Consider the following 370-nt stretch of genomic DNA (forward strand, 5'->3'; position numbering starts at 1 on the left):
AATATAAAAGGAGGATGTGGGATTCGAACCCACGCACGCTTTTACACGCCTGACGGTTTTCAAGACCGTTCCCTTCAGCCGGACTTGGGTAATCCTCCATTATTTACAATGGACCTTGTAGGACTTGAACCTACGACCACTCGGTTATGAGCCGAGAGCTCTAACCAGCTGAGCTAAAGGTCCAACAAGATCAATATAGCGGCGAAGGGGATCGAACCCCCGACCTCCCGGGTATGAACCGGACGCTCTAGCCAGCTGAGCTACACCGCCATCAATCGGGAAGACAGGATTCGAACCTGCGACACCTTGGTCCCAAACCAAGTACTCTACCAAGCTGAGCTACTTCCCGCGTTAAATAAAAAAATGCACC

The 370-nt window shown here is 51.1% G+C and carries 4 tRNA genes; all 4 read right to left on the reverse strand.

Annotated elements, in window-relative coordinates:
* Nucleotides 1–8: 8 nt before the first annotated feature.
* The 4 genes from DB729_RS09355 to DB729_RS09370 all read right to left on the reverse strand — a co-directional run bounded on the left by DB729_RS09355 (nt 9) and on the right by DB729_RS09370 (nt 349).
* Nucleotides 9–98 (reverse strand) — tRNA-Ser (locus tag DB729_RS09355).
* 11 nt (nt 99–109) lie between these two features.
* Nucleotides 110–183: transfer RNA gene (locus DB729_RS09360), tRNA-Ile, on the reverse strand.
* A 13-nt stretch (nt 184–196) separates the two neighbouring features.
* Nucleotides 197–270: transfer RNA gene (locus tag DB729_RS09365), tRNA-Met, on the reverse strand.
* Between the two features lie 5 nt (nt 271–275).
* Nucleotides 276–349: transfer RNA gene (locus tag DB729_RS09370), tRNA-Pro, on the reverse strand.
* Between the last annotated feature and the right edge of the window lie 21 nt (nt 350–370).

It is taken from the genome of Streptococcus halitosis (assembly GCF_003143695.2).
GTDB classification, from domain to species: domain Bacteria; phylum Bacillota; class Bacilli; order Lactobacillales; family Streptococcaceae; genus Streptococcus; species Streptococcus halitosis.